This is a genomic window from Lacibacterium aquatile (assembly GCF_042683105.1).
Lineage (GTDB): Bacteria > Pseudomonadota > Alphaproteobacteria > Elsterales > Elsteraceae > Lacibacterium > Lacibacterium aquatile.
The window spans coordinates 89,916-114,167 of the sequence record NZ_JBHUIP010000014.1 but is presented as its reverse complement, the minus strand read 5'-3'; the positions used below and the strand labels follow the sequence as shown (position 1 = coordinate 114,167).

The following is a 24,252-nucleotide window of genomic DNA, read 5'->3' as shown; positions in this document are numbered from 1 at the left end:
CTGGCTTGTCGCGTGTCAACGCTGCAGCTATAGAAGCCCGCTGCCCCCTATAAGCCGAAGACAGCGATGCATGGGTCATTAAGTCTATGACAACAATTGGACGGGGTCTGCCAATTGGCGCTTCGTGGAAGGCTGGAAATGACGGATGACTGGCGCCTTCGGCTTCGGGCCCTACCGTTTTTCGGAGCACTCCGCCTCTTCTATCATCTGATCAAAAGTTTCGAGACTAGGCGCTCTGCCCTGCTAATGCTGCGGCGACCACCGGGGCTTTTCCAACCCTATGGCAATACTCGGGAAGATCGCTATCCCAAGATATTCTCGCATATCCGCGCCATGGTTGCCGATAGAAGGGAAAATCATATCCTGTCCTTCGGCTGCTCCACCGGGGAGGAAGTCTTCACACTCGCCCACTACTTCAATCAGGCCCACATCAAGGGGATAGATATCGACGCCACCCGCATCAAGGTGGCGCAGCGGCGTGCGGCAGATTTGAACCTTGGTGACAGGATTAGTTTTATCAACACCGCCTCCACCAAGAATGAACAATCATCCTCTTATGATGCAGTCTTCGCTATGGCGGTGTTTCGCCACGGAGCCCTGCAGAATGCTCCGGAAGCCTGCAGCCCATGGCTACATTTCGACGATTTCGAGAGAGCCGTCACCGATCTGGCCCGCGTGATAAAGCCTGGAGGGTATCTGGCCTTGTCTTATTCAAACTTTCGTTTCACGGACACGGCCGCCTCGGCTGATTTTGAGCTCGCCTTTGCGTCCCCACCCGACCCTGCCACTCCGATCTATGGCCGCGACGACCGACGGCACCCCGCTCTGGCGGATGGCGGCATCTATCGTAAATTGCCATTCAGGTAGGAAACGACTCGGTCAGCAAGTTCGTCGGGTGTCCTGCCCACCGTTTGCAGATGGATCTCCGGTGCTACCGGTTCCTCATAAGGAGCGCTGATGCCGGTAAAATGCGTGATCTTCCCCTGTCGTGCCTTGATATAGAGGCCCTTGGGGTCCCTCTCTTCACAAACCTCAAGAGGAGTATCGACAAAGATTTCAATGAAGTCCCCGGTTACCATGCGCTCTCGGGCAGCCAACCTGTCAGCGCGATAAGGCGAGATTAGGCTGACAAGTACAATCAGCCCCGCATCAAGGAACATCCGGGCCACTTCCGCCACCCGGCGGATATTCTCAACGCGGTCGGCTTCACTAAACCCCAGATCTCGGGTCAGGCCGTGACGCAGATTGTCACCATCCAATAAATAGGTAAGCCGTCCCGCTGCATGAAGTCGGCGCTCAACCAGATCGGCCAGGGTGGATTTTCCTGCCCCAGAAAGGCCGGTGAACCACAGAACGCGCGGTCGCTGATCCGTCAGCTTGATACGAGCCGCGCGGTCAACACCCATAGTCTGCCAAGGGATATTGCGCGTACCATGCGCCTGAACAATCACACCAGCGGCGATTGTTTCCGCCGTTATCGGGTCGATTAGGATGAAGCTTCCCGTAGCCTTGTTATCGCAATAGCGATCACACGCGACCATATTTTCGAACGCCAGCCGGCAAAGCCCGATCTCATTGAGGCCGAGGCGATCTGCGGGAGTTTCTCTCCCGCTTTCTGGGTCAAGGCAGCACAAGATCTCGCTTACCACCGCTGTGATTGTGCGAGTTGCAAGTTTCAGACGATAGCGACGCCCCGGCACCAGAGACGCATCACCCATCCAGATTAGAAAGGCATCCACTCCCTGACTGACGGTCGCTGGACTATCAACAGCGCTGATAAGGTCGCCGCGACCGACATCGACTGTTTCATTAAAACTGATGCTGACGGCCTGCCCTACGAAGGCCTCGTTTACTGCCTCCCATCCCACGGCAATGCGCTTCACCTGGACCAGTCCCCCTTGAGGCTGGACCAACACCTTGTCTCCGACTTTCAGATTTCCGCTGCGCAGGCTCATGCCATAGAAGCGGGTCTCATCTGCCCGTCCAACCCATTCGACAGGCATCCGTAGAGCCGCCTGCGCCCTCGATACGTCAGCCACGGCGAGAGCATCAAGCAGGGTTGGCCCCTCATACCACGGCATTTCCGGCGCTGGGTGACGAAGATTACCACCATGGGGCGCCACGGTTGGAACGACCGTCAACCTGCATTCAGGGGTGAGCCAGATCGCCAGCTGCTCCGAAAGCATCGCGAACCGGGCTCCATCATAAGCCACGCGATCCATCTTGTTGATCGCAACCAGGAACTGCCGCACCCCTAGCAAGCGGGCAATAAAGAGATGGCGGAACCCCTGCAGGGTCACACCTTCGGTCGCATCGACGACAAGCAAGGCCAAATCGGCGGTTGAAGCCGCATGCACCATATTGCGGGTATAGCGATCATGTCCCGGAGCATCTGCCAGCAGATAGACCCTTTGCGCCGTGCGGAAAGAGCGGTGAGCGACATCGATGGTGATCCCTTGCTCCCGTTCGGCCAACAAACCATCGGTTGCGCGGGAGAAATCGGGATCGGCCCCCAAATCGCCCAGCCGGTCCGCCTCGATCCCTCCGACTTCAAATAGCAACCGACCAATCAGACTGGATTTTCCGGCATCTACGCTGCCGCAGGCGACCAGTCGCAGCGTATCGGGTCCCATCAGAAATATCCTTCGCGCTTCTTACGCTCCATCGCCCCGGCTCCATCCCGGTCGATCAGGCGTCCTTGACGTTCGGAATATGGGCTGAGGACGAGTTCGCTACGAATATCTTCCACCGTAGAGGCGACCGACTCGATGGCTGCCGTTAACGGGTAACAACCGAGTGTCCGAAAGCGAACCGATCGCATCTCTGGCACCTCGCCTGGTTCAAGCGGCAGGCGAGAATCATCCACCAAAATCCAACGCCCCTCGCGTCGCACAACCGGTCGCAAAGCCGCGAAATAGAGTGGCACCACCTCGACCCCCTCTTCGGCGATATAGTCCCAGACGTCGCCTTCGGTCCAGTCGGAGAGCGGGAAAGCTCGCGCGCTTCCCCCAGGAGGCAGCAGGCAGTTGAACAGGCCCCAGGGTTCGGGTCGCTGACCGCGAGGGTCCCAGCCGTGACTGCGGGACCGTAGTGAAATCACCCGCTCTTTTGCCCTGGCGGAATCCTCGTCCCGCCGGGCACCACCGATTGCACAGGTGAAACCATGGGCATCAAGCGCTTGTCGCAATGCCTGCGTCTTCATCACATCAGTATAGAGTACTGCCCGCTCGCCAAAAGGAGCGAGCCCCTGCGCCAGCCCGTCGGCATTGGTATGCACGATCAACCGCACCCCTGCCGCAGTAACAGCGGCATCCCGGAAAGCTATCATTTCCCGGAACTTCCAAGTCGTGTCGATATGAAGTAACGGAAAGGGCAAGGGCGCCGGATAGAAAGCCTTGCGCGCCAAATGGAGTAGGACCGAACTATCCTTGCCGATTGAATAGAGCAGGACCGGCCGCTCGAACTCGGCCGCCACCTCACGCAGTATCCTTATGCTCTCCGCCTCTAACCGGCGAAGATGGGAAAGCGCCATAAGATCAGGTCGGGCTCGCCTGGTTGCGTTCCGTTTCGATCCGGAGCGGGCTTTCCGATGGGTTGATGGCCCCCGTCGCGCCGTCGTTCAGATTGCGCCGAACATCATCACCGCCCTGCGCCAAGATCTGCTGGATCTGGGCATTATTCGCGGCATTGGCGCTATTGAGCGCATTAGACTGCGAGGCAGTCGATAGAAGCTGGACGACATTGGCCTGCAAATTCGGCACGTTAGCCAGCAGAACGGCAGACTGTGCAACGCCGTAAAGGGCACTCATCGCCTGGATAGCGGCCTGTGGACTTGCCGAATAAACTGTTGGGTTCGCGACGATCTGGGTTGCTTTGACCGTATTTTGGGCCACTTCCTGCGGCGCGACCTGCTGGGCCTGGGGCGCTGCGAAGATACGGGCAGCCGTGGTCACCGTTGTCAGGGTCGCCTGGGGACCGGCTGTCTGCACTGGTAGGGCCGCCACAACGTCGAGCGCTGCCCCGGCCGCAGCCACCGCAGCCTGCGGGTTGGTCGCAAGCAGTTGTTCGGCGCGGGCGACAACAGCAGCAGCCAAATTAGCCGCCTGGGTGGGATTGCCAGCGCTTAAGGTCATGATAGCTTGCTGGATCGCCTGGGCATTGCCCGACTGAACGGATGCCTGCAAGGCCGGAGGAAGCTGGATCTGAGCGGTCTGGGCCAAAACGACCGAGACACTCGAACCGAACGTGGCTGACGCCAGAAAGGCGACCAGCGCCGAATGCCTCAAGACCCGCATCACCATGACAATCCACCCTTCAACTCGATGCCCACCATTGTGAGGGCATAGGACCCGGAAATAAACAGAAAACCGTTCATGCAGGAGGCTCTTTTCCCCGCTGATAGAGCGCCACGATATCTGCCGCTCGCGCCTCCCAGCTATAGAGGGCCAGCAAGCGACTGTGCACCGCCTCCGTGACCGGCAAGGGCAAGGCTGTCAAAGCAGCAGCCCAAGCGGATATATCGCCAAGAGGGACCAAACTGCCCGTCGCGAGCTTCGCTAGAATCGCGCGGGTGCCTGGTATATCGCTGGCGATCACTGGACAACCGAACATCAAGGCCTCGATCACAGCCGTCGGACCACCCTCGCGCTCGGACGGCAGTACGAAAACATCCGCCCCCAACGTCATTCTGGCGGCCACCAAATCGTCGCAGCCGCCATGAAAAACGACCCGATCGCCAACTCCAAGATCAATCGCTTGCTGTTCTAGCTCCCGTCGCGTCTCCCCCTCTCCAATAATATGAAAAATCGTCCCCTCCAGCCCCGGCAAGGCAAGGGCCGCGATGATATCGCCGAGGCGCTTCACCGGAACCAGCCGGCCGATGGATAGTAGAGCCAGGCTCCCGGTCAATTTCCCCGATGCTTCAGCGGGTCGCCGCGCCAACACATCCTCGGCCAGGACGCAGTTCGGTACGATCACGGGATGGGCGACGGGCAGATGACGGGTTGCCAGATACTCCAGCCACACCTCATCCAGCAGGATGGTCGCTCGCGCCCCGATCAGCAACCGGCGCTCGATGATCCGATCCCATATCCGCTTGGCCATCCGCCGTAAAGGCGAGACGCTATCGTAATAGCAATGGGGCGTGTAAAGGAACGGTCGCCCCAACAACTGGGCAAGCAGGCCCGCGAAGGCTGTGATCGGAGTACGTGCGCCATGAAGGTGCAGGACATCCGCTCGGCGCACGGCAGAGATCAGCCCTCGCCAATCGCCGATCGTGATATCGAGCTCCGGATGCCTCGCATGACCTTTCTGGGCATAGACGGCAGCGTCAATACCGAGGCTGCGACTGTGCCGAGCAAGACCATCGATATGACGGGCAACCCCACTGCGGTCAGGATGAAACTCCTTATAGACGTGGAGCACCTTCATGCAATCGCCCTCTACTCGTAGCGCCGGGCGAGCGATAAGCTGGCACCCACTAATAACCAGAAGGGCGCCATGGCGGAAACGCTGAAAATATGTTCTGAGATCACCATGCTACTAGCTGCTCCGATCATCAGGGCAAGCACTGCATAATTGAGATCTCCTGCCTGCCGCCGCGTCTTCAGCAATTGCCAGGCCATAACACTATAAAGGGCGAGGAAAACAATGCCGCCCGGCAGACCCAACTGGTAAATGATAGTAAAGAGGGCGCCTTCACCGCCGCCGGCGATCTCCTCACCAGCATCCGCCGTCACCGCCCCGGCCTCACCCACCCCAGCACCGAAAATCACGACTTGTCCTAAGCCCGCGAGATTGTCTTGCAGGGCGGTCAGATGACCGATGGTCGAGCCATCATCGAGATTGACGGTGTAATCATAGATGAAGCTGATCACTTCCGCCCCCGCCAGTACCAGCAGGCCAACAAGCATCAGGTCGCGGACCGCGCCGCTGACCCGCCGGGTGCTGACGATCAGGAAAGCAGGGATTGCCAACAGCACGATCAACAGCGCCCCGCGTGTGCCGCTCTGATAAATGCCAAAGCAGAAGATACCGAGCGCAGCAACCGCCAGCCAAGGCTGCTTCTCGCGCCATAAAGCAAAAGCCAATACGCCGGCAGTAGCGAGAACTGAACCTTGCGCCAAAGGCGCCGCCACCAATCCCGCAGCGCGGCGAGCTCCTTCAAAACCGAAAAAATTGAAGGGCAGCATATATTCTTCAAGGTAGCCGATGAGAACGCCCTTAACCTCATAGAGATAGCTGCCGTAATCGATGGTCTCCGCCCAGAAATCGGTGTGTCGGATATCCCAGAGGCCAAACAACAAAGAGGTCAGCGCCAGACAAACAATGCTCCAACAAAGGACCATCATCTGACGCGGGGTTTCGATTGCCCCCATAGCTCCGAAGATCAGGAAAATGGGGAAAGCAAGTTTCGCAGCCGAACCTGCAAGCAAGGCCAGGCCCATGTCATTGTTGAAACCAACAAAACTATAAACTGCAATGAAAGCAAAATAGACGCTGGTCAATAATCGCACGCGGGGTGGACAGGGCGCATTGAGAAACCCGGCTATGAACAGCGCGAAGGCGAGTCCTTCGCGGCCAAGGCGCAGATAATTCACCTCCGTCAGGCCGAAAGCCGCATATAGGCTGGCAGCGATAATGTCAGTGAACAGTGCAGAAAAGAGATAAATAATCAGCAACGGGAACATCGCGCCGCCATCCTTACCCATTCTGCCTGCGCAGCGCCAGTCGGCGCGAAACCTTCCTCAACCCAGGCCCGCCCCGCCTTCGCCAGCCGAGCCCGCGCAGCTTCGGAGGCTTGCAGTTCCGACCAAAGCTTTGCCAAGGCATCGACGTCCGCCACACGTGTCGGTGGGCGCGCGACCAATTGCGCGGCCAAACTACCGGGCAGATCACCTGCCAGCCCAACAACATAATGCCCGGCGAACGCCGCCTCGATCAGCGCAGTGCTGGAGAGCGCCAGCACCAGCTTGGGCGCGCCGACGACTGTTTTGAGACCTGGGTGCGGCGCCGCTCTGGCTGACAGATAGGGGCCAGCAGACGGCGCTTCAGCGGGGTGCAGCCAGATCGAAAGCGGCAATCCGCATGCTTGAATGTCTGATGCCCAAGCAAATAGCTGCCTCTTAATATCGACACCATAAAGATCAGTGTGTGTCTGAGACAAAAGCACAATTTCGTCCGGTGCCGCCGCCGACGTTGATGGCGGCATCCGCTCTATCCGCCCAAGCCCATCCATCAATAAGCGCTGGCTAGGCAAGAGTTGAGGCTTGAAGGCGGCAGCGCTGGTCTTCCCCCAGACCGCCTGAATTTCGGCGCTGCATGGGAAAAACTCATCGGTGGGCACGCCGTGTTGTATGACCATGCACGGCAATCCGCTTGCGACTGCAGCAGCCCCCATTAGATCGAAGTCATTATGCAGGACCAAGGCTGCAGGATTTTGCAGCGCCAATCTCCGCCAAGCCGCTCTCCACAACTGACAGCGCGCCACACTCACCGCCGCAGCCACAGAGCCCACTGTCGGATGTCGTCGACGCAAATAGGGCAACCCGGAACGCAAGGCCGACCAGAGTTCCCCCAATGACGGCCGTGGCAGCCAATAGACGGCAACCTGCCCCACCGGATCCTTCCGCCCTACACGAGGATGCCAGAGGGCAGCGACTTTCATCTGAGCTGCCTGCGCCTGATGCAGCAGTGGCCGTAGGGATTGCCACCCATTGTCTCCAGGCAGGCTCGCGACCAGGAAACCATCGTACTGCCGATCCACCCGGCGCGGACCGGGGCGCAGCATGAGATCAAAGATCGTCAAGGCAAGGGCCGAGAGCGCCCGCAAAGCCTGCAAGACTTTGGGCTGCCATTTTCCCTGACGCCGGGCCGTGAAATAGAGTTCGTGCCGCACGCCCAAGATTTCGAGACCAAACTCTGCCGACAAATCGGCCTGGAAATCTCGAAAACTCTTTTGATCGTTCATCATATGACGGAATTAAGGCTTGCCCAGGATGCACCCGCCATAACATCATGCCCGGGCGTAGAAACAAGCGTGTAAGATCTGCTAAATCGCTGGAAAGTCAAAACCTTATCTTGACCGAGAAATTTCTGATAGTCATCGGGACACGACCAGAAGCAATTAAACTGGCCCCCGTGGTGCGCGCTTTGATGCGGGTGCCGGCCTTCAAGGTCCAAGTTTGCCTCACCGGCCAGCATCGCCAACTACTGTCTCAAGCTCTTTCCGCCTTTGATATCCCTGTTGACTGGGATCTAGATCTCATGGCGGAGAATCAAAGCCTTGCAAGCCTTACAAGCCGAATTCTTGCAGACCTTGGCAGCCTTCTGGCCCGAGAGGCCCCATCCTTGGTCATTGTTCAAGGCGATACTACCACCGCGATGGCGGCGGCCCTCACCGCGTTCCAGATGCGTATTCCGGTCGCCCATGTGGAAGCGGGCCTGCGAAGTGGCGATATCAATCAGCCCTGGCCAGAAGAGATGAACCGTCGGCTGGTCGCAAAGATCGCGGCCTACCATTTCGCCCCGACCCCGCGAAGCCGCCATAATCTCGAAGCCGAGGGGATCGATCCGGCGGCAATTGTTGAAACCGGCAACACTGTAATCGATGCGTTAAACGATGCCCTCGATCGGGTCCGCGAAACGCCAGAACTGATCAGTCCCGTGAACGACCTGCTTGCCGAGGTTGAAGGCCGCAAACTGGTTCTGGCCACCGTGCATCGCCGCGAGAACCTCGACCGTCGCCTTGAAGAGATCGGTGCGGCGCTCGTTCGGCTGGCCGAACGCCAAGACACGCTGGTGGTCTTTCCAGCCCACCCCAATCCACAAGTGATGCAGTTGGCCGACCGACTGCGCAACAATTTCAGCCCGGTACGGGTCATAAAGCCACTGGACTATTTCCCCTTCATCGCCCTGATGCAGCGTGCCGACCTGATCCTAACCGACAGCGGCGGCATCCAGGAAGAGGCGGCCGCTCTCGGTCGGCCAATCCTGGTTCTGCGCGAACGCACCGAGCGGCCAGAGGTGCTTGACGGTGGCAACGGACGACTGGTCGGCACCGATGGCGACGCCATCTTTGAGGCTGCCAATAATCTCTTGGACGATCACGCAGCCCGCAGCGCAATGGCTCGCAAGCATGCTTCCTTTGGCGACGGCAAGGCCGCCGAACGAATCGTCAACAGCCTGATCAGCACCTTGCTGCCATCGACATCACCGGTTGTCCCAAGCCCCTGATGACCGGCAACGACCTTCTTTTCAGGCTGCTCGTGGGGCTTCTGATCTTAGTGCCGATCCCCTTTGCCAGTCATCGCCCCTGGGCCTGGAGCCTATTGGCGACAGCGACCGGCGTTCTGCTGCTGCTCTGGGGGTGGCTTTGGGCCAGCGGTCGGGTGCGGCTTCCTGTCGGATGGCCGCGCTTATGGGGGACACTAGCCCCCTTCGCGCTCCTGATAGGGTGGATCGTTGTACAGATGGCCAGTTGGACTCCCGTCTCCTGGCATCATCCGCTGTGGGCGGAAAGTGGCGCATCTAGCGGTGCGATTAGCCTCGATCCCGCCGCTACACTCACAGCCCTGATGCGCCTGCTGGCCTATGGTGGGGTCTTTTGGCTAGCGCTACAGGTCGGTCGAGACCGCAACCGTGCCCGTAACGGTCTAAAGGCAGTCGCTATCCTGGCGATTATCCAAGCAGCCTATGGGCTGGCGCTCTATTTCATCGGCTCCGATACGATCCTCTGGTTTCAGAAATGGGCCTATATCGGTGACGTCACAGGGACGTTCGTAAATCGCAATGCCTTTGGGGCCTATGCTGGCCTCGGACTGCTAGCTTGCCTGGCCGTTGCAGCTGGCACCATGGCGGAAGAACGGGGACGTCGACGAGGCGCCCGCGATACCGCGGAACTGCTGCTGAACCGCACCGCTCCCTATCTTGTTGGGTTAGGGCTTCTCGGTACTGCTTTGCTGCTCAGCCATTCGCGTGGTGCCTTTCTCGCTACGGCAGTCGCGATCCTGTTCTTGTTGGCGCTGTTCGGCTTCGGCCGATTACTCTCTGCGCGAGTGGCCTGGGGGCTGACGACCATAACCCTGCTGGTCGGCGGGCTGGCGGTTGCTGTCAGCGGTGAGGCGACTCTCACCCGCCTGGCCGAAAGCACGGAAATCCAGGGTGATCGCGGCCAGCTCTATCGTCTAAGCCTCAATGCGATCGCCGAAGCCCCACTAATGGGTCACGGTTATGGTGCTTTCGAGCAAAGTTTCAGACTTTATAGAGATACCAGTTTGCCTCGCCCGGTAATCTATGACTTTGCCCATAACATCCATTTGGAAGTCTTGGTCGGCCTCGGAATTCCCGGTGCGATGCTGCTCTATGCTGCGATCCTGATTCCGCTGAGCCTCTGCTTGAAGGGGGTCATCACCCGGCAGCGTGACAAGGAATACTCAGCGCTCGCCCTAGCCGCAGCGGTGCTGCTGGCAGGTCACGGACTGGTCGATTTCAGCCTGCAGATCCCGGCCATCGCGGTGCTGTTTGCCTTTCTGCTAGGGCTTGGCGTCGCACAATCCTGGAGTCGCAGCGTACAGGCCTAATCCTGTTCCGTTCCTAATGCCTGGGTCAGGAAACCAGTCAATTCCGGACGCTGTATCAGTGATATGATCGGCTTTGAATCGATCTTCCAGGCAAGCCGGACCTGCCGGGCTGTCAACTCAAGCATCTCACCGTTCATCCCATCGAGCAGAGAGAGGGCAAGTTCCAAGCGCCCGGCCATCAGCTCCGGCACAACCGGCCCTGTAAGGAATGATAGTCGCAAAGCGCGGACCGCACCTGGAACATCTCCCTCACTCCGTAGCAGGCTCGCAAGCAATGCCCAACCTTTCGGGTTAGCCAGACTATGGCCCAGGGCCTCCTGCAGTATTGGGATGATTTCCGAAGGCGGCCGACCCAAGCGCAGTTCCAGAGCGGCCCGCTCAATCATCAATTCACCGTTCGGCACAAGACTGGTCGCCCGATTCAGGGCCCGCACAGCAGCGGCCATATGGTCGGCGCTTGCATCGCCGGCATTTACCTCCAGCGTTGCCAGACCCGACATCAACCGGGGCACTGCCAACGCCAGCAATCCGACCCCCGCCAGCATCGCTACGCCCCCCACCCACAGTCGGCCGGGCGCCCGATTTTTAGTCTGCGTAATAGGCGCCATAGCGACCGTAGTGTTGCCCATAATCGCCATAGCCATAGCGGGCGTGTTTACGGGGGTCGACCTTGGAAAGCGCAACGCCAACCAGCGGCGCGCGCGACTCGCGCAAGAGCTTGATGCCGGCTCGCACCGCATCGCGGGGGGTTTTATTCCAGCGAATCATGTAGAGCACACGGTCGGCCATACAGCCCAACAAGCGAGTATCCGCTACAGCCAGGGCCGGAGGCGCGTCCAGGATGATACGATCATAACGCTCACGCAATTCGGTTAGCAGCTTTGGCATGGCCTGATCGTTGAACATTTCGGCCTGCTGGGCAGCCGGCGCCTTACCAGCCGGTAGAAAATCCAACTCGCCTACGTTATCCCGCACCACGGTTTGATCGAAGGGGACTCCCATGCCGAGGACCTGGATCAGGCCAATCTCGCCAGCCAGCTTCAGCGACTGGTGCAAGCGCGGGCGGTGCAGATCGCCGTCAATCAGGAGCACCTTCTCACCGGACTTGGCGAAGAGGCGCGCGAGACTCAATGCCGTAAAGCTCTTACCCTCTTCAGGGACCGAGGAGGTTATCATCACCACTTTGGCATCGGCGACAGAATCAGCGCTGAGAACAAGGCCGGTGCGCAATGTGCGAAATGCATCGGCAAGGGCTGAGCGTGGCCGCTGCACCACCTCGTCTTCAATCGTTTGATCACCCTTCTGGCGGCGCAGCGGAATGGCGGCAAAGACCGGAAGTCCGGTCAGATCCTCGGCCTCGTCGCTGGAACGAACGGCCCTATCCAGCTTTTCCAGCAAGAACAGAAGGCCGGTGCCAAGAGCCAGAGCCAGCAGGAAGACACCGATCAGGATCGAGGGCTTGCGTGGATAGGAGGGCGCAGTTGGCACGGTGGCAGGCGATAGCACACGGGCGTTGGCGCGCTGGATACGCTCCTGTTCCGCATCGCGCTTGAAGCGGGCAAGGAAACTTTCATAAAGCTGGCGACTGGTATCGGCATCCCGCTCCAGCTCGCGCAAACGTATTTCCGCTCCGCCGGCACTATCGGACACCCTGCGCAGGTCCCCAATCGACCGCTCCAAAGTACGGACGCCGGTCGCCGACACCTCCAATTCATTGGCAATCGACGCTGCGATCTTCTCAATTTCCTGTGCGATACGGGCGTGCATCTCCTGAACATCGGCACGCAAAGCGATTAGGCGTGGGTGCCGGTCGCCATAGGTCTTCAACGCTTCCGACATCTCACGCTGAAGGCTGACCTCCTGTTCACGCAGACGCTGAATTAAGGGCGATTGCAGTACATCATAGGCGGTCTCAACATTGCCGCGGCCTCTCGCCAACGCTCGAACTTGCTCGAGACGCGCCTGCTTCTGGGCCATATCTGCGCGGCCAAGAACCAATCGGGAGTTAAGCTCTGTGAGTTGCTGATCGCTGATCGTGCCCTGACGTTCATTCGTGCGGCGCAGGCCATTGGCGGCACGATAGGCTTCCGCCGCCGCCTCGGCGGCCGAAACGTCGCGGCGCAGTCCTTCTAAACGTTCGCCAAGCCAAGAGGTGATGCGGCGAGTTTCGTCGAACCCTGCCTCCAAACGATCAAGCACATAGAGCTCGGCCAACGTATTGACAATTCGGGTGGCTTTCTCACGGCTTTCAGAGACGAATGTCACCTCAATCACAAAAGACCGGCGCTGCGGACGCACGGTAAGACGCGAGAGGAAAACCCCGGTGATGCGGGCCTGCTCGACCTCCGCCCGCGCATCAGGGGACAGATTCGCCTGATCCGCCGTAGAAGCGCGCCATTCCTCGGGCAGCCAACTGACAGGATTAAGCCATTGGATCGTCTGATCGAAGCCTGTCGGCTTACGCAGACGGGCATTGAATTCGGGATCTTGCGCCAGCTGCAGCTTCTCAATTACCCGCCGCACCAACGGAGTAGAGGCAAGCACCTGCGATTCGGTCAGAATCGAGGCATCACTTAGGCGGGCCCGGCCAAGACTATTCCTGTCCAGCAACGTATCAGCGCCATCCGGCGCCTCGATCAAGATCTCCGCTCCCGCCGTAAATTGCGGCCGGACCTGCTGAAGATAGACGAAAGTAGGTACAAGCAGTAACAGCAGGACAGCAAGCAGCAGCCCCTTGCCACGCCAAAGAACGCCGCGCGCCCATCTGACCTTGTCCGCGATCTGATCCGTCCGCGCCGACGGCGCCTTCACGGCCTCTTCCTGTGCCACGCTTTTCGACCTATTTGCGACCAACCTAGAGCTGTAAGCCTAGCCGCACACCAATGAAGTTTTGGTCAAAGCTGCGAGCCGGAAAATCGCTATCCTTCGACTTGTGACCTATTTCGCCGCTGACAAACACATTCTCCGTGAAGGCGTAGGTCAAGCGAGCCTGGATTTCCCAAGTCAGGGCATCCTGGCTAACACCGCTATATTCGTCGAAATAAAGACCGCCATAGACGGTAGCCAGGATATTCCGGGCCAACTCGTGACGCACCATCAGGCTACCCGAAGTGCGCACCACGCTTGATGTACCGGCGATGGTTGTTTCCATGACCGACCGCTCAAGCGATGGAACCACCAGCGTCATACGCGACGGCGTCCAATTGAAGGTCGCTCTGAGAGCGAGCCCCTTGGGGTCTTTCAACCCCGGATCCTCGTACTTCTGCGAGAGATAACCGATCAGGAAATCACCGCGAATCAGCTGGCTGATATCGATACCGACACCACCTTCAACGCGGTAACCCTTGCTGTCGCGCTCGAAACCATTATCGTCGAATTTATCGTCGTAAGTACGTTTATTTCCGGTTACGGCGATCACCGCAGCATACCCCGGAAAGAACTCGTAACCGCCACGCAGAGTCCCGACCATCTCGATCCGGTCGCGGTCGGCATTATTAATTTGGGTGCCGAGAGACGTTGTAACGTCATCATAGACTCGGCGATCCAGGCTGCCTTCAGTCGAGAAGGTGAAGCGCCCCGCCTGGGTCTTGCCGCCTAGCTTGAAAAGACCGCTCCGAGCCGCAGTCGGCTTCTCGCCGTTGACATCATCATCTGAACCACGTTCTTCGTGATAGGCGTTGAAGTCGGCAAGGCCGGTAAGCTGAGTCGTTCTCGACAAATCATAACGCCCATCAGCCGTCGCCCGGCCATTGATCGTATTGTCGTCATTATATTTGGCGTAGCGATTGCCTTCGAGTTCGCCGAAAAAATTTAGAGCGTGCTGGGGCAACTGCGACTGCAGCCGGAACGAGGGGCGCAACGAGGTGATAAAGTCGGAGTTCTTGCCGTTTTCTTCGGCGTATATATTGTCATTGAACGTCTCATCCAACTCAACCTTGGGTAGCAGCAAAAAACTACCTAGGTTTATGCCCTTGGGTTGGTAAGACTGGCTCAGGTCGTCAGCGTCCTGAGTCTGGTCGAGCTTGGTCGATGTATTGGGCTGCGTCACGATACGCGCCCCATCTTGGCGGCGCGGATCGGCTGAGGGAGAGGTATTTACGGCCGTCTGTGCAAAAGCGCCGCCCGACATCATCAACAGAGCAGTAGACAAAAGAAGAATCTTCGAACGCGACAGCTTGGCGTCGTTTCGTGCTGTGAGGCCACTCGCCTGTTCCCGACTCACGCTTTTCTTCTCCCTGACCCGACCGCACCCGTGTGCAGGCTCCTGCTATGAATGCATTTTTTTGTCACGGCACGAAACCGTTAATTTTAACGACTTAACCCTGTCTGAAAGAAAGAACGCTGATTTCCTTCAAGCCGTAGCGCCGTCAACACACCGCTGGCATAAGCCCCCGTATCGATCCCGATCCGATTTGCCCGTTCGTCTGGCTGATCGGTTACCGTGTGTCCATGAACAATCATTGCCCCGTGCCATTGGCGCGATTCGAGAAAAGCCCCGCGAATCCAGCAGCAATCGTCCGGCACCTGACGATCCAGCGATACCCCTGGCCTCACACCAGCGTGGACGAAGAAATAATCCCCGATTCGGTGATAGGGAGCGAGACTCTCGAAGAAAACTCTATGGCTTTCCGGCATAGCCTCCGCCATACGCTCCGCCAGTTCCTGCCGCCCCCGACTGCCGACCGCGCTGCGCCGTACCCCATAACTCGCCAAAGTTTCCATCCCGCCGAAATCGAGCCAATGGGGATTACTCTCGGGCGCCTGCAGGAAGTCGAGCATCGCCTGTTCATGATTGCCGGTTATAAATATCCGCTCTGCCCCGGCTATCGGCGAAGGGCCGAGTAGCGTCCCGATCACTCCTCGGCTATCGGGCCCCCGGTCGATATAATCACCGAGATAAACAATGGTGCACCCCTTCGCCGACGCCAGTTCCCAATCGGCTGCGAGACGGTCATGAAGGCGCTCCAATTCGTCGCGGCACCCATGGATGTCGCCGATGACATAGACACGCCGCCCTATCGGGACCACACATTCCCGGACAGATTCTTGCTTCGGCCACAAGCGTCTTAAACGCTCAAACATTGCCCAGGTTTCCTCCAGTTTCCCTGTCAGGATTTCCAAATCATCCATTATTTCTGGATACTTTCCATCGCGAGGCTGTAAGTCTTCACGAACGGCAAAACAAACATAAGGTCGCATGGCAATGGCATCCAAGCTTTCCGTTCTCCTGGGCAAGGCCCGTGTTACGATGCTGACGCTGTGCCTGGGCGCCGCGCTAGCGGCCTGCGCGAACGGCCCTTCGATGCCAAGCGAAAACGCGCCGATGACCGCCGCAAACCCCGCTGAAGGCTATCTGCTGGAGCCGGGCAACCGTGTGCGCATCATGATCTTCGGCGAAAGCAACATGTCGGGCGACTTCCTGGTCGACACTGTCGGAACCATCTCGATGCCACTCATCGGAAATATTGCGGCCAGCGGCACCACTGTGCAGGGGCTTTCAAAACGCATCGAGGAAAAGCTTAAGCAGGACGGGTACCTCAAGGAACCGCGGATCAATGTCGAAATCCTGACGTTCCGCCCCTTCTATGTGCTGGGTGAAGTGCGCCAGCCCGGCGAATTTCCTTACAGCAACGGCATGACCGTGCTGTCCGCCATCGCCCGTGCCGGCGGCTATGATTATCGCGCCCGCCAGAGCGATGTCGTGTTGGTGCGTATGGTGAACGGCCAGCAGAAGGATTATCGCGCTACCGAACGCACGCCGATCCTCCCCGGCGATATCGTTCGGGTACTGGAGCGAGCTTTCTAAATATGAGACGTCCCTATTTGGTAACAGGCGGTGCCGGCTTTATCGGGCGTAATGTGGTGCAAACTCTGCTCGAGCGTGGCGAGACGGTGACGATCATCGATAACGGCTCGGCAGGTCTGCCCCTGCCTGCCGCCAGCGGACGACTGACCGTAATCCACGGCGACATCCGTGATCCGGCGACCGTTGAACAGGCAATGCCGCAACAGGCCGATATCGTCCATCTGGCAGCGCTGCATCATATTCCCACCTGCACCGCTGACCCCAGCCGCACGCTCGCGATCAATGTGTTGGGAACTCAGATATTGCTCGACGCCGCGACTAAAGCAGATGCGCGACGTTTGGTACTGGCCTCGAGCGGTGCAGTTTACGGTTGGCAGGATATCGCACTTAGCGAAGAAGCGCCTCTTGGTCCAACCGATATCTACGGCGTCAGTAAACGTACCAACGAGGAACAGGCACGCATATGGTCGCAACAGAGCGGGGCTAACCTACGTATCGCTCGCATTTTCAATGCGATCGGCTCCGGCGACCCTCACGGTCATCTGATCCCGGATATTTTGACGCGCCTGGAGCAATCAGACGACGTGTTACCGCTCGGCGCCCTCTCGCCCCGCCGGGATTATCTGCATGTCGAGGATGTCGCTGCCGGCCTGGTCGCACTTGCCGATGATCCTGCGTCGGATCTCGCCGAAACCTATAATCTCTGCAGCGGAACCGCACTTTCCGTAGAGGATTTAGCACGACGCCTCATGACGCTCGCCGGACGCAACCTGCGCATCGAAAGCCGGAGCACTCTGCAGCGCCCGTTTGATCGACCGCTGCTATTGGGCGATCCCAGCAAGACATCCGAGCGCCTAGGCTGGCGCGTGCGACGCCCCCTAGAAGAGGCGCTGCGCGCCATCATCGCCAGTCACCCGGCCAGAGTTCTTTCATGAAACAAAGGACCAACTGGCGCCTTGAGCAAGCCAAGGGCTGGTGCCGGGTCTGCGGAGCAACAATTCATCAACGCGCCGTCGCACCGGAACAGATCGCCCGCACAGGCCAATGGTTTCACCGTTGCGGCTGCTGCGGCAATGGCTATCTCGCCCCGGACCTGGGGCCGGATGAACTCGATCATTTTTATCGCGAAGAATATCGTCGCCTTTTTCCAGTTGAGGCTGCCGACCGTTATGATGAGGCGTTCCTCGCCTCCCTTAAAGCTCGCCAGATCGCACGGCAACGTGCCGACCGCCTTGGCCGCGATCTACCTCCAGCCGCTCGCATCCTTGAAATCGGCTCCGGCTTCGGGACTCTACTGGCAGCCCTTCATCAAGATGATCCAACTCGCATGTTGGTTGCCGTTGAGCCGGATGCAAATCACCGAACGGCCGGGCTCAATGGAGCGCCGGTCCAGTTCCTGAACCTGAAGGAAGCCCTTGCTGCAGGCCCCTATGACCTGGTCTTGCTGTTCCATACATTGGAACATGTCGTCGACCCGGCCGACTTATTGCGCAACACCCATTCAGCCCTAACCGCCACAGGCCGACTGGTGATCGAAGTGCCGGATGTTGGGGCCGATTGGTCAGGCTGGCAGGACGTGCATCTCGCCCATCTCAGCTATTTCACAGGCCCCGGGCTTGACCGGCTAACCGCCCGCTGCGGTTTTGAAACCATGGAATCCGCTTCCCATCTTCCAGGTACCCTCTGGCGTTTGCTCATCGCCGGCAAGGTCACCCAACCGATTGCCGCCCAACCGGAAGAGATTGCCGCCTTCGACAAGCATCTCGCACGATATCCCTGGCGTAGGCGCGACAGCCTCAAGCGGTTTTTAAAAGGCCTCGCGATCAAGATCTTCAGCGCGGAAACTGTCGGCGGCTGGGTACGAGCCCGCCGCCCGCCCCGCCTGCCACAAGAAGATAGACGCGCTTTGATCCTGGGGCATGGGGTAGACCGCCTGACGTTCCCTGACGCCTTAGAAGAGGCTTGCACGGCGATGCGCGCCAATCGCCCCTGCCGCTATGCGGATCTAAATGTCGCAAAGCTGATTCAGATGAGGAAGGATCCTCAACTCGCGGCGGCTGTTGCCAGCGCGGACCGCGTCTGCGCCGACGGAATGGGCATCGTCTGGGGACTGCGCCTGCTGGGCCGTCCGGTACCGGAACGGGTGACCGGGATCGATTTGATGCAGTCTCTGTTGCAGCGGTGCGCCAAGGAAAACTTCAAGCCTTTCCTCCTGGGCGCAACGCCGGACGTACTGGCTGACGCCTCCGCCAAACTAACCGCCAGCCTGCCTGACCTCACACTCGCCGGCCAACATCATGGTTATTTTTCGCATGCCGAGGAAGCCGAGATCGTCGCCCGGATTAGGGCCAGTGACGCCGATTGCCTCATCGTCGCCATGGGATCGCCTTTGCAGGAGTTGTTTCTGGAGCGCCATCACGCGGCAACCGGCGTGCCTTTTGCCATGATGGTAGGGGGATCGCTTGATGTAATTGCGGGTCGTTTTCGACGTGCGCCGCTCTGGATGCAGCGGGCCGGCCTTGAATGGCTCGCACGGCTGTTGCAAGACCCACTGCGTCTCGGACGTCGCTACTTCGTCAGCAATAGCCTTTTTCTGCTCCTACTGGTCGGGGCGTGGATCCGTCAAAAGGTCCGGCCATGAAGATCGTTGATCTGTTTGAACTTGTCCGCCTGTCCCGTCGGCTTCAGAAACGCCCTTGCCCGATTTGCCGATCTGAAGCCGGCCGTCCGTTGCTACGCTATGATCGCTATCTGCTGCCTTCCAATATCAAGGAATGCGAGCGCTGTGGTCTGATCTATTGCGCCAACATGCTGTCACCGCCGGAGTTGGAGCGCTTCTATACGTCTCTGTATAGCGCCCTAATGGATTTCAAGGCGACCGAGGCTCAGATCGCCACCTACCAGTCAGTCGCAAGGGAGCGGGTCACCAAGATCTCAGCCCGCCTCGGCCATTTGGATCAGCTTTTGGAAATCGGTGCCGGCTACGGATATTTCCTGGCCGCCGCCCGTCAAGCCGGCGCGCGGCATCTGTATGGAATCGAGCCTTCGACGAGCGGCGTCCGCCACGCGCAAACTTCCCTGCATCTTGGCGATCAGATCGTCGAAGCGCCATTCCTTGAAGCATCGCCGCCCCCCTTCGCCCCCCAAGTTACGGTGCTATTCCACGTGCTGGAGCATCTGGTAGATCCCGGCGCTGCCCTTGATCGTCTGGCAGCCTGGATCCCAGAGGGCGCTTCGCTGGTCATCGAAGTACCAGATACGGCGGCAGATTGGTCATCGATGGGGTTAATCAATTTCCACATCTCCCACGCCAGTTATTTCCGCGCCGAAACCTTAACCGACCTTCTGCACCGGCATGGCTTTGCACCGTTCGAAGTGGAAAGGGAAGCCGACGGCATCTATCCCGGCAATTTGCGGGTCTACGCCCGACGAGACAGCAGTTTTTCAGAGATTCGCCCCTTCTTGGCTCCGCCGTCGCTCGCCAGCCATGTCGCCGATCTGGTGAAACCTTGGTCGCTGAAGAACGGCTACCCGCGTGCCGTGCTGCGACTGCTGCGGCATCTGGCCCGGGGATAGCGTATGTGCGGCATCCTCGCCCTTTTGGATCGAACGGGTCCAGTTGCCGAGGCCGCAGCGTTGGCAGCTTTGGCCGGGATGGCGCATCGAGGGCCCGACGGTGACGGCAGTCGTATCGACTGGGATGGCCGCCTGTTCCTTGGCCATAGACGTCTTGGCATCTTCGACCCCGGCGCTGGGGGACATCAGCCAATGCCGGATCCCGAGACAGGTAATTGGCTTATCTTCAACGGCGCGATCTATAATTATCTTGAGCTTCGGGTCGAACTGGAAGCCGCTGGCCACCGCTTCACCTCGCACAGTGATACCGAGGTGCTGCTGATCGCTTGGCGTCATTGGGGGAGCAGCGCCTTACAGCGCTTTAATGGCATGTGGGCCTTTGTGTTGTTCGACGCCAAGGACGACAAGCTTTATGTCAGCCGTGACCGACTGGGCGTAAAACCGCTGTTTTGGGCTGACACAGGAAAAGCAGTCGTGTTCGGCAGTGAATGTACAGCCCTAGCTCAGGCAGCCGATGTGCCCCTCATTCCCGATCCGGTGGCGGTGCATGATTTTCTGACTCTTGGCCTAACGGACCATCGGTCGAACTCTTTCTTCCAAGGCGTCCTCTGTCTACCGCCGGGGTCGATCTGGTCGGTCGATCGCGCTGGCAACATCAGCCGCAATCGTTTCCACGACTGGTCCACAACTCCCGCCCCCGCGACACCGCTCAAAGATCTGATTGTCGATGCTACGGCCCTGCGCCTACGCGCCGACGTGCCAAGTGGACTGCTATTGTCTGGCGGGCTCGACTCCACCATCGTCGCCTGGGCAGCGGGGCAAGGCGACAGCGGCAAGCCGGACCAGATCCTGACCTATGGCTATCGGGAGAAAGGGCCGCATGATGAGACGGATAGGGCCGAACGCACAGCCAGATACCTTGGGCTGTCCGAGCGCTTGGCACGGGTCGCCGTCGATCCTACCCCCTCTCGAGCTTTGTTGGATGATGTGATTGCCCACCAGCAGCAGCCCTTCAATACGCCTTCCATCGTCGCCTCTTTCCGCCTCTATCGAGAAATGAGGGCCCACAACTGCACCGTCGCCTTGACAGGTGAAGGCGCCGATGAACTGTTTGCTGGTTATACTCGCCGCTATATCCCGCTCGCCCTTCGGGATGCCCTCAAACGTGGCGAATTCCTCAGCGCCTGGAAATTACTGCGTTCGCCTCATGGCCGCCTGCTAGCCCGCCGCCTGATTTGGGAGGCGCCAACAGCCGCCATTCGCTGGATCATGCGCAAACGGCGTCCCCATATCCGCAGCATTGCAGGCCGCTTTTGGCATGACGGTCGTCATTGGTTTGCTGAACGTGTTTCAAAACAGCGGTTACCGCTGGACGCCGCGCTGCAAGCCGACCCCGTCACGGATCTGCTGCCCCAGCCATTACGATATGCCGATGCCAACGGCATGGCCTCCGGCGTTGAAGTGCGCTCACCTTTCCTTGATTGGCGGGTCGTCGCCACCGCGCTTGCACTCGCCCCCACAGAGAAGGTGTCCTATCAGGGCGGTAAGCAAATCCTTCGAAAGCTGTTCACGGGCGATCTGCCGCCTGAGATTATCTCGGCTCCGAAAAGTCATGGCCTTGGCATGGCCGAGCAATTCGCTGTCGGCGCGATCGATCTCTCTGACCTTTTCGACCATCCACCGATCATTGCAAGCGACTTCCTAGACCTGAGCCAACTCAAGGCCGAAATCGCGGTGCATCCCAACGATCCGACGCTCTGGTGGCCGGTCTGCCTCCTACTCTGGCTGCGATGGCTGGAGCGCGAGACGGCGCGATGAACTGGCGTAACCGAATTGACCCCGAGACACGTTGGCTCCTTGATCTCGCGGGCAGGCATCAAGTCCCGATGCCTAGCGAACTGGACGCCGGCCGTCTGTTCGCGCGGCTCGTCCATCACCGGCTCCTGCTGGCGCTCGCCCCATCGCTGAGGCCACATCTGCAAGAGGCAGACGCGCGAGAACTGACCGACATGGAACAGCGGGGCCTCAAAGGATCCCTAGGCCGGATCGGGGGAATGCTCCAACTCTTGGGAAGTTTCAAGGAATCCGCCATCCCCGTGCTGACTTTTAAGGGAGCCGCGTATGGCGCCCAGATCATGGGGGATCCCGTCCGGCGTGGCGGGATCGATATCGATCTGCTGGTACCGCCCAAGGAAGGCAATCGTGCCTCCGATCTGCTCCTCAGCCTCGGCTACCGCCCGGCCGGACCTGCAGAATGGAAATCTCAAACCTTCGTCTCATCCGCGATGCCCCAGGTAGATCTCCATACCCATATTGCCGCGCAAGCAGAAGTTCTGAGCGCGCTTCACCCTTTCGAGCATATGACGTTCGTCAACATCGCTGGGATGCAAGTCCCAACCCTGGCGCCAGAAGACGCGATAGTCTATGCCGCCTACCATGGTATCCGCCATGCCTGGGCCCGTCTGCATTGGGCCTTTGACCTGGCAGTAGCGCTCGATAATCCCGCTGTTGACTGGTCTAAGGTGTCGACACGAGCCCATGCCTTGAGGTGCGAACGGCACCTCGCAGCAGCCCTCGGCTTTGCCGCCGCAACCTTCAATCGCAGACAGCCGCCTGGCTTCGTTGCCATGACTCCCTTGACCTCCGCAGTGAGGCCTGTGGTCGAAGCGCACCTTGCTCATCTTGCGCAGCCACCGACCGAGCGCGGCATGCGCGAAACGGCACCGCTGCGTCATCTTCTTGTCGAGATGCGGCTACATCGCAGTTGGCGGGAACGCTGGCAGATTCTGAGTGCTCACATCGCTCCGGCCGAGGAAGATTTGGCAACTCTGCATCTACCGGCAGGGCTCAGGTTTCTTTACCTCCCGGTAAAGGTGCTGCGCATCTTAAAGCGAAAGCACCGGCTTCGGCGGCCATGACCCTTGCTCGCTCCATGCTGCATCCCCTGAGCCCTGTTGCCGCACAGGCGACCAGTCATGCCGTCAATTTTCTAAGCCAACTTGCGCTGCTTCATGCCTATGGTGCCGAAGTTTATGGCGAACTTGGCCTAGGTCTCCTGGTGGTCGCAACTCTGACGTTTCTGGGCGAACTTGGCCTGCCAACCTTTCTGCTACGGCAGGCCGCATCTGATACTACATGGCCAAAGACTTGGCGCATTGCGGTATTTCACCGGCTGTTGGCGATCACTCTGATGACAGTAGTCGCCTTCCTGTGCTGGGGCCTCTGGTGGGGGTTTGAGCGGCCCGGCGTCCAGCTTCTTCTAACCGCGGCACCGGGACTTTTGCTTTCTGCCTGTAATCTTGCCCCCATTCTTTACGGCCTAAACAATCCGCGCCGTGCCGCCCTGGCAAGCCACGTGCGGTGGACCGCCTATGGCATCTTCACAGCGCTGATCGCCATCATGACACCTCCTGACAAGGCCGCTCCCCTACTAGGCTTGGCTGTCAGCGCAGGCTGGATAGCCCAGCATATTCTGCTGCGCAGTGCTCCTGGAATGCCGACAGATCTCTCGCCGAACCGGGGGCGATTGCAAAGCGATATACGGCAAGGGGCGATCAGTCTCACCTCCATAGGTATCCTGGCCCTGCTTCATGGCAGGGCCCTGCCCTTTCTGCTGGCGGCCCAGGCCCCGACACTTCTGGCTCCCTGTTTACTCAGCCTTCAGATTCTCCAGGGGCTGAGCAGCCTGTTCGGCCAGACCGACCGGGTACTGCTGCCCACGATGCTAAAGACAAGCGATACACGCCAGCAATTAGCGCCCCTTCGTCTGCTGATCCACGCCACTGGTATAACCACAAGTCTACTCATCCTAGGCACAGTCGCTTGGTCGTTCGCCTATCCAGGAAGCCTGGAAAAACTTGGCGGCTGGATGATTTTGGAATGGAGCCTGACTCAATTGGGGTTCGCTGGATATCTTGGAGTGGTGGCTCAGCGTCGCGAACGAACCATGTTGGTCCGCCATGGCATCCTGCTGCTGCTATTACTGTGTCTTCAGGCCTTTGCCTTCGCTTTCCCTCCGCCAACAGAACTGCTGCTGGCAGGACGTGCCCTTGCCGCGGCCGCTTTGATGGGAATTGCCCTAGCGCCCCTTACCTCCGCCCCTTTCAGTTCCCTCTTCAGAACCGGCGCATTGGTGTGCCTGACATGTCTTTCCGCGCTCTGGCTTCCTGTTGCGATAACTCTCACAATCGCCGTGGTTGGGAGCTTTTGGGAGGCATTAAATCTGCGTCGCTCCGCTCAAACCGTCGGTATTGCCGGGTGAAGCAGCAGATCTGATGTGCTAGATACGGG

General features: G+C 59.1%; 20 protein-coding genes. 10 read left to right on the top strand and 10 right to left on the bottom strand.

Features of this window, described 5'->3' with window-relative positions:
• The first annotated feature begins 138 nt into the window (after positions 1 to 138).
• Complete coding sequence (locus tag ACFSM5_RS17615; RefSeq protein ID WP_379877846.1) at positions 139 to 867, top strand: class I SAM-dependent methyltransferase; 729 nt, start codon at positions 139 to 141, stop codon at positions 865 to 867.
• Here ACFSM5_RS17615 and cysC read toward each other — a convergent pair.
• From cysC to ACFSM5_RS17585, 6 genes are all read right to left on the bottom strand, one after another.
• Positions 843 to 2,633: an adenylyl-sulfate kinase gene (gene cysC, locus ACFSM5_RS17610; protein ID WP_379877845.1), complete on the bottom strand. Its 1,791-nt coding sequence runs from the start codon at positions 2,631 to 2,633 to the stop codon at positions 843 to 845. The two genes, ACFSM5_RS17615 and cysC, sit on opposite strands and share 25 nt — an antisense overlap.
• Entirely contained in the window at positions 2,633 to 3,532 is a 900-nt protein-coding gene (gene cysD, locus ACFSM5_RS17605) for a sulfate adenylyltransferase subunit CysD (protein ID WP_379877844.1), read from the bottom strand. The genes cysC and cysD overlap by 1 nt, the downstream gene beginning before the upstream one ends.
• 4 nt (positions 3,533 to 3,536) lie before the next feature.
• Positions 3,537 to 4,301 (bottom strand): hypothetical protein, encoded by a 765-nt coding sequence (locus tag ACFSM5_RS17600; RefSeq protein WP_379877843.1) that lies wholly within the window; start codon positions 4,299 to 4,301, stop codon positions 3,537 to 3,539.
• 70 nt (positions 4,302 to 4,371) lie between these two features.
• Positions 4,372 to 5,430 (bottom strand): glycosyltransferase family 4 protein, encoded by a 1,059-nt coding sequence (locus ACFSM5_RS17595; protein WP_379877842.1) that lies wholly within the window; start codon positions 5,428 to 5,430, stop codon positions 4,372 to 4,374.
• A gap of 11 nt (positions 5,431 to 5,441) precedes the next feature.
• Complete coding sequence (locus tag ACFSM5_RS17590) at positions 5,442 to 6,689, bottom strand: O-antigen ligase family protein (RefSeq protein WP_379877841.1); 1,248 nt, start codon at positions 6,687 to 6,689, stop codon at positions 5,442 to 5,444.
• On the bottom strand, positions 6,674 to 7,972 hold the full coding sequence (locus tag ACFSM5_RS17585; protein ID WP_379877840.1) for a hypothetical protein: 1,299 nt from the start codon (positions 7,970 to 7,972) through the stop codon (positions 6,674 to 6,676). The genes ACFSM5_RS17590 and ACFSM5_RS17585 overlap by 16 nt, the downstream gene beginning before the upstream one ends.
• A gap of 44 nt (positions 7,973 to 8,016) precedes the next feature.
• On the opposite strand from ACFSM5_RS17585, the gene wecB reads away from it, so the two are divergent.
• On the top strand, positions 8,017 to 9,234 hold the full coding sequence (wecB, locus tag ACFSM5_RS17580) for a non-hydrolyzing UDP-N-acetylglucosamine 2-epimerase (protein WP_379877839.1): 1,218 nt from the start codon (positions 8,017 to 8,019) through the stop codon (positions 9,232 to 9,234).
• Between the two features lie 236 nt (positions 9,235 to 9,470).
• A complete protein-coding gene (locus ACFSM5_RS17575; protein ID WP_379877838.1) occupies positions 9,471 to 10,580 on the top strand; it encodes an O-antigen ligase family protein in 1,110 nt (369 codons plus the stop codon).
• On the opposite strand, the gene ACFSM5_RS17570 is transcribed toward ACFSM5_RS17575, so the two are convergent.
• The 4 genes from ACFSM5_RS17570 to ACFSM5_RS17555 all read right to left on the bottom strand — a co-directional run bounded on the left by ACFSM5_RS17570 (position 10,577) and on the right by ACFSM5_RS17555 (position 15,794).
• A complete protein-coding gene (locus tag ACFSM5_RS17570; protein WP_379877837.1) occupies positions 10,577 to 11,125 on the bottom strand; it encodes a hypothetical protein in 549 nt (182 codons plus the stop codon). The genes ACFSM5_RS17575 and ACFSM5_RS17570 overlap by 4 nt on opposite strands.
• 40 nt (positions 11,126 to 11,165) lie before the next feature.
• Positions 11,166 to 13,409, bottom strand: coding sequence for a polysaccharide biosynthesis tyrosine autokinase (locus ACFSM5_RS17565; protein WP_379877836.1), 2,244 nt, complete (start codon positions 13,407 to 13,409; stop codon positions 11,166 to 11,168).
• 25 nt (positions 13,410 to 13,434) lie between these two features.
• On the bottom strand, positions 13,435 to 14,802 hold the full coding sequence (locus ACFSM5_RS17560) for an outer membrane beta-barrel protein (RefSeq protein ID WP_379877835.1): 1,368 nt from the start codon (positions 14,800 to 14,802) through the stop codon (positions 13,435 to 13,437).
• Between the two features lie 86 nt (positions 14,803 to 14,888).
• The gene (locus ACFSM5_RS17555) at positions 14,889 to 15,794 is read right to left on the bottom strand and encodes a metallophosphoesterase (RefSeq protein WP_379877834.1); all 906 of its coding nucleotides are present in this window, start codon (positions 15,792 to 15,794) and stop codon (positions 14,889 to 14,891) included.
• On the opposite strand from ACFSM5_RS17555, the gene ACFSM5_RS17550 reads away from it, so the two are divergent.
• From ACFSM5_RS17550 to ACFSM5_RS17520, 7 genes are all read left to right on the top strand, one after another.
• A complete protein-coding gene (locus ACFSM5_RS17550) occupies positions 15,784 to 16,386 on the top strand; it encodes a polysaccharide biosynthesis/export family protein (protein WP_379877833.1) in 603 nt (200 codons plus the stop codon). The two genes, ACFSM5_RS17555 and ACFSM5_RS17550, sit on opposite strands and share 11 nt — an antisense overlap.
• Positions 16,387 to 16,388: 2 nt before the next feature.
• Entirely contained in the window at positions 16,389 to 17,321 is a 933-nt protein-coding gene (locus tag ACFSM5_RS17545; protein WP_379877831.1) for an NAD-dependent epimerase/dehydratase family protein, read from the top strand.
• The gene (locus tag ACFSM5_RS17540; RefSeq protein WP_379877829.1) at positions 17,318 to 19,027 is read left to right on the top strand and encodes a WecB/TagA/CpsF family glycosyltransferase; all 1,710 of its coding nucleotides are present in this window, start codon (positions 17,318 to 17,320) and stop codon (positions 19,025 to 19,027) included. The genes ACFSM5_RS17545 and ACFSM5_RS17540 overlap by 4 nt, the downstream gene beginning before the upstream one ends.
• A complete protein-coding gene (locus ACFSM5_RS17535) occupies positions 19,024 to 19,962 on the top strand; it encodes a class I SAM-dependent methyltransferase (protein WP_379877828.1) in 939 nt (312 codons plus the stop codon). The genes ACFSM5_RS17540 and ACFSM5_RS17535 overlap by 4 nt, the downstream gene beginning before the upstream one ends.
• Positions 19,963 to 19,965: 3 nt before the next feature.
• Complete coding sequence (gene asnB, locus ACFSM5_RS17530) at positions 19,966 to 21,780, top strand: asparagine synthase (glutamine-hydrolyzing) (protein ID WP_379877827.1); 1,815 nt, start codon at positions 19,966 to 19,968, stop codon at positions 21,778 to 21,780.
• A gap of 68 nt (positions 21,781 to 21,848) precedes the next feature.
• The gene (locus ACFSM5_RS17525; protein ID WP_379877826.1) at positions 21,849 to 22,880 is read left to right on the top strand and encodes a nucleotidyltransferase family protein; all 1,032 of its coding nucleotides are present in this window, start codon (positions 21,849 to 21,851) and stop codon (positions 22,878 to 22,880) included.
• A complete protein-coding gene (locus tag ACFSM5_RS17520; protein WP_379877824.1) occupies positions 22,877 to 24,223 on the top strand; it encodes a polysaccharide biosynthesis protein in 1,347 nt (448 codons plus the stop codon). Before ACFSM5_RS17525 ends, ACFSM5_RS17520 begins: the two co-directional genes overlap by 4 nt.
• Positions 24,224 to 24,252 lie beyond the last annotated feature (29 nt).